This is a genomic window from Bradyrhizobium sp. PRIMUS42 (assembly GCF_023006515.1).
Classification (GTDB): domain Bacteria; phylum Pseudomonadota; class Alphaproteobacteria; order Rhizobiales; family Xanthobacteraceae; genus Bradyrhizobium.
Genome location: NZ_JALBGZ010000647.1, coordinates 1 through 3,582, shown reverse-complemented (window position 1 = coordinate 3,582; position 3,582 = coordinate 1). Strand labels below are relative to the sequence as shown.

At 64.1% G+C, this 3,582-nt stretch carries 4 protein-coding genes; all 4 read left to right on the top strand.

The features are described 5' to 3' along the window. Positions 1–674, top strand: a 674-nt coding sequence (locus MOV75_RS31095; protein ID WP_247007231.1) for a F0F1 ATP synthase subunit gamma, incomplete at its 5' end; no start/stop codon positions are given. A gap of 52 nt (positions 675–726) precedes the next feature. Then, on the top strand, positions 727–2,169 hold the full coding sequence (gene atpD, locus MOV75_RS31090; RefSeq protein ID WP_246931249.1) for a F0F1 ATP synthase subunit beta: 1,443 nt from the start codon (positions 727–729) through the stop codon (positions 2,167–2,169). 87 nt (positions 2,170–2,256) lie between these two features. Next, positions 2,257–2,664 (top strand): F0F1 ATP synthase subunit epsilon, encoded by a 408-nt coding sequence (locus MOV75_RS31085; RefSeq protein ID WP_246931251.1) that lies wholly within the window; start codon positions 2,257–2,259, stop codon positions 2,662–2,664. Between the two features lie 151 nt (positions 2,665–2,815). After that, the coding region (locus MOV75_RS31080; protein WP_247007230.1) for an adenylate/guanylate cyclase domain-containing protein at positions 2,816–3,582 on the top strand (767 nt) is incomplete at its 3' end.

The following is a 3,582-nucleotide window of genomic DNA, read 5'->3' as shown; positions in this document are numbered from 1 at the left end:
CGCTGCTCGCCGGCACCGGCAGGGACCAGGTCCATCTGCTGCTGGTCTGCACCGGCGAGCGCGGCCTGTCCGGTGCCTTCAACTCCTCGATCGTGCGTCTCGCGCGCGATCGCGCCCAGGCGCTGATGGCGCAGGGCAAGGAGGTCAAATTCTTCTGCGTCGGCCGCAAGGGCTATGAGCAGCTCCGCCGCCTGTTCGACAAGCAGATCGTCGAGCATCTCGACCTGCGCAGCGTTCGTCAGCTCGGCTTCGTCAATGCCGAGGACATCGCCAGGAAGGTGCTGGCCCGTTTTGACAACGGCGAGTTCGACGCCTGCACGCTGTTCTACGCGCAGTTCAAGTCGGTGATCGCCCAGATCCCGACCGCGCAGCAGATCATTCCACTGGTCGTGGAAGAGAAGGCGGCGAACGCGCCGTCGACGTCCTACGAATATGAGCCGGAGGAGGACGAACTCCTTTCGGGCCTGTTGCCGCGCAACATCGCGGTGCAGATCTTCCGCGCGCTGCTGGAAAACAACGCCTCGTTCTACGGCGCGCAGATGAGCTCGATGGACAACGCCACCCGCAACGCCGGCGAAATGATCCGCAAGCAAACCCAGATCTACAACCGAACCCGTCAAGCCCAGATCACCAAGGAGCTGATCGAGATCATCTCCGGCGCCGAGGCGGTCTGACGCACGAATTCAACGACGGTCGTTCAAGTACAGAATTTCGAAGGAGAGCTTCATGGCTACAGCAGCTAACCCGGTCGGTCGCGTCACCCAGGTCATGGGCGCCGTCGTCGACGTACAGTTCGAGGGCCACCTCCCGGCCATTCTCAATTCGCTGGAAACCAAGAACGGTAATATCCGCCTCGTGCTGGAAGTTGCGCAGCATCTCGGTGAGTCCACCGTGCGCACGATCGCGATGGACGTGACCGAAGGTCTGGTGCGCGGCCAGGAAGTGACCGACACCGGCCAGCCGATCCGCGTTCCCGTCGGCGAAGGCACGCTCGGCCGCATCATCAACGTCATCGGCGAGCCGATCGACGAAGCCGGCCCGGTCAAGTCCGAAGGCCTGCGCCCGATCCATCAGGACGCGCCGAGCTACACCGACCAGTCGACCGAAGCTGAGATTCTCGTCACCGGCATCAAGGTCGTCGATCTCCTGGCTCCGTATGCGAAGGGCGGCAAGATCGGCCTGTTCGGCGGCGCCGGCGTCGGCAAGACCGTGCTGATTCAGGAGCTGATCAACAACGTCGCGAAGGCGCACGGCGGTTACTCCGTGTTCGCCGGCGTCGGTGAGCGTACCCGCGAGGGCAACGACCTCTATCACGAGTTCATCGAGTCCAAGGTCAACGCCGATCCGAAGAATCCGGATCCGAGCGTGAAGTCGAAGTGCGCGCTGGTGTTCGGCCAGATGAACGAGCCGCCGGGCGCCCGCGCCCGCGTCGCGCTCACGGGTCTGACCATCGCGGAAGACTTCCGCGACAAGGGCCAGGACGTGCTGTTCTTCGTCGACAACATCTTCCGCTTCACCCAGGCCGGCTCGGAAGTGTCGGCGCTGCTCGGCCGTATTCCTTCGGCGGTGGGTTATCAGCCGACGCTCGCCACCGACATGGGCGCGCTGCAGGAGCGCATCACCACCACGCAGAAGGGTTCGATCACCTCGGTGCAGGCCATCTACGTTCCGGCCGACGACTTGACCGACCCGGCGCCCGCGACCTCGTTCGCGCATCTTGACGCGACCACCACGCTGTCGCGCTCGATCGCCGAAAAGGGCATCTACCCCGCGGTGGATCCGCTCGACTCGACCTCGCGCATGCTCTCCCCGCTGGTCGTCGGCGAGGAGCACTACGCGGTTGCCCGTCAGGTCCAGCAGGTGCTGCAGCGCTACAAGGCGCTCCAGGACATCATCGCCATTCTCGGCATGGACGAGCTTTCGGAAGAGGACAAGCTGACGGTGGCCCGCGCCCGCAAGGTCGAGCGCTTCATGTCGCAGCCGTTCCACGTCGCTGAAATCTTCACGGGATCGCCGGGCAAGTTCGTCGAGCTCGCCGACACCATCAAGGGCTTCAAGGGCCTGGTGGAAGGCAAGTACGACCACCTGCCGGAAGCCGCCTTCTACATGGTCGGCACCATTGAAGAAGCCGTCGAGAAGGGCAAGAAGCTGGCGGCGGAAGCCGCTTAAGCGGGCGAATAGCGAATAGGGAGTGGCGATTGGCTGCTCCCTGTTTCAGCCACTCGCCATTCGCCACTCACCATTCGCAGGTTTCTTATGGCCACCTTCCACTTCGATCTCGTCTCTCCGGAAAAGCTCGCCTTCTCGGGTGAGGTCGATCAGGTCGACATCCCCGGCGTCGAGGGTGATTTCGGCGTGCTGGCAGGACATGCGCCGGTCGTGGCCGCGATCCGGCCCGGCATTCTCACCATCACCGCTGGCGGCCGTCACGAGAAGGTCATCGTGCTCGGCGGTCTCGCCGAAGTTTCCGAAAAGGGCCTGACCGTGCTCGCCGACGTCGCAACGTCGCTGGCCGAGCTCGACCGCGCCCGGTTCGCCGAGACTATCTCGGAGATGGAAGAGGGCCTGAAGGAGCACGAAGGCAGCGAGCTCGACAACGCCATCGAGCGGCTCGACCACTACAAGAGCATCCAGCAGCAGCTCAACTCGACCGCTATGCACTAAGCCCCGGGGCACCGCTCCGGGGCTCAAGTCCAGAATTCCTGAACAAGTTCAGCGCTCGTCACTGACCGTGGCGGGCGCTGAAACTTTGTTGCACCGCGCTTCCGATAGCGGCATTCTCCCTTGCGAATTTTGTTCCCGGGGCGGGTGACAGATGAAACGCAAGATCGCAGCGATTTTCGCGGCGGATATTGCCGGTTACTCGAGATTGGTCGCGGAAGACGAGGAGGAGACGCTGCGGCGTCTGGCCTCCTATCGCGAGGTCGTCGACGATTTCATCGCCAGGGCCGGCGGACGCATCTTCAACACGGCGGGCGATGCCGTGCTGGCGGAATTCCCGAGCGCAGTCGATGCGGTGCGTTGCGCGATCGACATCCAGGAGTCCTTGCGAACCCGCAACATGGCCTATCCGCCGAGCCGGCAGATGTCGTTCCGCATCGGCATCACCATCGGCGACGTGGTCGAGCGCAACGGCGATCTGCTGGGCGACGGCGTCAACATCGCAGCAAGGCTGGAGGGCCTCGCCGAGGTCGGCGGCATCTGCGTCTCCCGCGCGGTGCACGAGCAGGTCGCCAACAAGCTCTCGGTGCAGTTCGCCGATATCGGCGCGCAGGAGGTCAAGAACATCCCGACGCCGGTGCATGCCTACATGGTGGCGATGCGGCGCGAGGATGGGACCTATAGCAAGCCGCAACTGAAGAAGCCGGGCTCGAAGCTGGCCGCCGCCCCCGTGTGGATGTGGCCGCTGGTGGTCGCGGTGGTCTCGATCGTCGCCATCGGCGTTACCGGCTTTCTCTACAACACCAAGCTCAAGCAGGCGGCGAATGTCGCAGCGACGCCGGCCGCGGCACCAAGTGCCGCGCCGACGGCAAACGCAGTGGCGCCGAGCCCAATGCCGACCCAGCTTGCCAAGGCGCCGAT

Excerpts from the sequence above, each read along its gene's own strand:
- atpD (WP_246931249.1), top strand. The coding sequence starts at position 727 with ATGGCTACAGCAGCTAACCCGGTCGGTCGCGTCACCCAGGTCATGGGC.
- MOV75_RS31085 (WP_246931251.1), top strand. The coding sequence starts at position 2,257 with ATGGCCACCTTCCACTTCGATCTCGTCTCTCCGGAAAAGCTCGCCTTC.